The following is a 4,563-nucleotide window of genomic DNA, read 5'->3' on the forward strand; positions in this document are numbered from 1 at the left end:
TTCGCGGTCGCTCGTTAGGCGAATATTGCCTAAAATATCGTATTCGGTGCGGGCACCTTCTTGAGCCGCTTTGCTGTTAATTTGTGCTTGGGTGGCATCCGCGCCAAGCTCTGCATTTTGATTGCCGTCTAAACTAGATACCAAACGCCCTTGTTGGTCGTATTGGTAGCGCTCGGTGCTAACAGGGGCTTTGCCGAGTAGGTAGTTGTCTAGGTAAACGACGCTGTTATTTCCTGCCGTATTTGGGTTTGCGTATAAAATTAGCCCAGCCTTACCTGACCAATCTGCACTGCTTTCGGTTTGACTCACCGCTTGTTCTGGGTGGCCTTTGGGATAAACCGTCAGTACAGTGCCCTCCGCTGAAGTGGTAAACGTCACCACATACGTGGTATCCGGTTTAGAGTTCATGAGCTTTGTATTTCTAGAGCGAGATGAATCCCCGTCTCTTACATAGTTAGAATGAATACCATTACCACTAAAGTAAACCGCATGTCGGTCTATTGATTTGGCACTCCACGAACCGTGATTATCCAAGCCTCCATAGAAGTAACTACCCGCGGTTGACGTGCCGGTAGTTACCTCAAACGTCATTAGCATATTTTCATTTAAATCAAAGCGATTAGACGAACGCAGTGAAGGCCAAGACTTCTCTGCTGCTAAACGAGTAAATGACACGCGGTCATCTTCAAGCTGTATTGCTCCTGATGCATTTGAGTTCAAGTAAGCGCTGGTAAGTACTCCATTGCTAAAATCATCAAACGCCACGACATTTTCATACTCCCGCTTTTCAACCAACTGATTCATGGCATCGTAGCTGTGGTGGGTCATGGATTTATCAGCGCGGATTTCTCGCTCAACCTGACCGGTCGCGGTGTAAGTCCAGTGCGTAGTGGTTTTATCCCCACTAGGTAACGCTAAAGGCGCACCGATAGCTTGGTTGCGTACTTGGTTGTGATAAGTGCTTTGTGATTGTTTGTGACCGTCTTTGTTGTAAGTGAAGGTGGTCAGTGCACCATCTGCTGAGAGCGAGCCAATAACACGACCTTGACCGTCGTAGTAAGTGTGACTGATACGGTCTTGTTGTGACTCTGTGGTGCCAGCATTTGCATAGCGGCGCTGTGCAACTTCATTGCCTGCTTTATTGTAGTAATAACGGGTAACATAACCTTCGCCATCAGTTTTGGTTTCAAGCAGACCTTGTGCGTTGTAGATCATTTGAGTGCTGCGCGCACTGGCTTGTGACGCACGTTCGTTTAAGCCCGATAAGCGCACCTCACCAATTTTGCCTGAGCCGCGGATTTTTATACCGTTTATTTTTATAAGTTCATTATCTGGCTGCAGCGCTTTTAAATCTGCAAGTAAGTCTCGGCTAATTGTTATCCATTCACCACTTCGACTTTGACTACCCAGTGGGTGGTTTAAATATCTATTATCATCACTTTTACTTGGTTCACTACTACCAGGTGCATAATAATTATGCGCTGTATAAAACAAATAACGATGCCCAAACGTCGTCTCTACACTTACAAATATATGATAATTATCTCTATAGTTCATATCCCAAGAAATGGTACTGTTTTCAAAGTGCCAATCAGCATTGAAGTCTCTTAGGTGAAAACCATTAGCCAGACCATGTGAGTTGCTATCTAGTACAGTAACCTCTGTACCATAATCTGCATCGTGCACTGTTGTTATTGTTGCACCTGCAGGGTCGTCATCATACATACTCCAAAGCGTCAAATTCACCGGGCTATTATGACTTTGGTAGATGATATCGCCCATTGGCTCATCGTACTGTTTTTGCTCTATCAATTGACCGTTGTCGTTATAGCGGTATTTAGTGACATAGCCTTTGGCGTCGATGTCATATTGTTTACGGCCCGCTAAGGTATAAAGCGTACGTGTGCTGCGGTTGTCTTCATGATTGGCGTGGGCTTTTAGGTCATTATCTAGTTGCTCAAGGGTTTTGACCATCGCGCCACCTGAGGAAAGCCACTGTGAGGTGTTGACCTTTTGTGCGTATTGAATGGTTTGTGTTACCCGACCTGCTTGGTCAGAGTGTAGACGAGTGACTGCGCCTGTTTTGCTCACCGTGGCTGCTTTATTGCCCGACTCATCATATAAGGTATAGCTAATCGCCCCCTGTTTGTCTTTCGTGGCAACCGCTTGGCCTTCGCGGTTATAGTAAATACGTTCTGTACCATAAATGTTATTACCCAGCGAGGTGCCTTCAACATTCACAACCAATTGCCCTGCTTTGTCAAACACCTGTGTTTGCCACAAGCCATTAGCGTATTGTGTGCCAATGCGTTGGTTGGCATCATCGTAAGTGTAAGTGGTTTGCGCTTGATTGGCGTCGGTTTTGCTGAGCAAGCGCCCTAAGCCATCGTAGCTGTAGGTGGTACTAAAGTCGCCGTCGGTCCCTTGTGTAAGTACCCCGCGTGGCGTGGTTTCTTGTAATAACTTACCATGCGCGTCATACATATAGCGGGTGGTGTTACCATCAACTCCAAGGCCTTGACTGTTCACACTGCTATAGCGTGTTACCGTACTCAACTGACCTCTAAAGTCGTAGCTATAGTCATGGCGTTGTTGTTGGGTTTTATTTAACCCATTCACAAAGCCCTCAAGCGCATTTAAACTGGTATTGCTACCAATGTAGTTGGCATGAGTATACGTGTGTTGGCTAGTTCGCTGGCCTAATGCGTTATAACGGTATTCAACCACGCCATTGTTCTCATCTAGCGTGAATCGTAGGCGCTGGTTATTGTCGTAAACGTAATGTGTGGTGTTATCGCCCAATTGCTCTGATAGCAATTGGTTATGGCTGTTGTATGTGCGCTTAACCGTTACCCCGTCCGCGTCGGTTTGGGTGGTTAAGTTACCTTGTGCGTCATAGGTAAAGGTTTTTGCTTGACCTAATCCGTTACGTATCTCAGTTACTTGCCCAGCACTGTTGTACTCATACTCTTCTCGTACATGTTGACCATCAATTACGCGCTCTAGCGCACTTAGGCGCTCAGCATCATCAAAGTAATAATCAACCTGTGAATTACCTAACGTTACACGCGTGTGTGAATCAGACACATATTGATAAGCAGTGGTATTGCCCTGTCCGTCTTGTAGGGTTTTAACGCGGTAATCATCACCATGTGCTTCATAGCCTATAGTCAGTGCAGTACCGTCTGATTGGCTAACAGTGCGAACGCGGTTGCCATCACCGTGGTAGGTGTATTTGGTTTCATACACCTTGCCATCGGCAATTGCATTGTCATCAGGAGTTAAGTCTACTTTAACTGATGACAGGCGCTGGTTGCCATCATACCCATAGTACACCCGAGTTTGTGCATTGCTTGTGCCAGCTTGGGTTTGAATGCGCTCAAGTAACCCTTGGGCGTTATACTGGAGTGATGTTGTTTCAGTACCACTGTCTGTTTTAGTGGTAATATGACTTGCTCGGCCTTGTGCATAGGTAATTGTTGTTTCATGACCTTGCTGACTGAGCATTGCAATTAAGCGACCTTGTGTATCGTAACGCTCTAATTGGTTTTGACCATCAATATTCAGTGTGGCACTGCCATCGCTGCTCAGCGTTAACGTATCATGAGCACCACTGCCCGATGTACTTACATAATGGCCCTTAGCCGCATCATAGTTAAAGCGCTGAGCAAAGCCATCCGCCGTCACCCGTGTAACCACACTGCCCGCTTGGTTCTTTGTGCCTTCAAGTGAGATTGACTTTAAAAACCCTAAGCGCCATTGGTCGTTATTATCACCATCAAAATAGCCAAGGCTATTGTACGTTCTTACTAAGTTTGCACCTAACCCAAGTCCTTCAACATGCTCATCTCGCTGTTGTAATACCAAATTACCCGTGGCTGCATTAACAAATATATTTTCGTTATTTTGTCCAAGTGCCGACATATCAGTTAACTGAACAGGGTTCTTGATACCAAAAGATCCCAAAGTGGTTTTACTTCGAGGGTTGTGGGTTCTAGCCGTTATTAAAATCTCAGCGGTCTGATTTTGATGATCTTTAACCTTAAGTGTAATTACTTCACTTCCAATTTCGTTTGGCGCGTTACCCACTAACGCTTTTGCGTCTGAGTCGTAACTAAGCCAGCTAGGAAGCTGAGTTACACTAATTTCTAATGGCAACTCACTGTCACTAAACGAAATTGGTATTACAACATTTTGATTTTGTTCTAGAGAAACCAATACATCACCCGTATATAACGGCAGTGGCGTATAGGTAATACGCTGTGAGATGTCATTAGCACTTAATGCGGTATTGGAGTTTGCAAATTCAATACCTAACCGGGTACTATCACTTTGTTCAAACCAGTTTTGTATTGTTAAGCTTTGTTCTGTCTCTTCTACTTCAATCAATAAATCTTGATGTTGACGCTTAAACGTTAAATCAGACAATTGAATGTTGGCCACACCATCCGTGAATAAAATACGCCCTTGGGTGTTGTTAACACTACGAGTTCCTCCTGTATAAATATACGCAGAAGTACTCACTGAAATAGTTATATTGGCCGTTTGCTCTTGATGGTCTTT

General features: G+C 44.9%; 1 protein-coding gene. It reads right to left on the bottom strand.

The window, feature by feature from the left end; all coding sequences use genetic code 11:
• A partial coding sequence (locus OCI93_RS20625; protein ID WP_261627220.1) for a calcium-binding protein occupies positions 1–4,563 on the bottom strand: 4,563 nt, incomplete at both ends.

Origin of the sequence: Pseudoalteromonas holothuriae (assembly GCF_945859825.1) — a bacterium.
Classification (GTDB): Bacteria; Pseudomonadota; Gammaproteobacteria; order Enterobacterales; family Alteromonadaceae; genus Pseudoalteromonas; species Pseudoalteromonas holothuriae.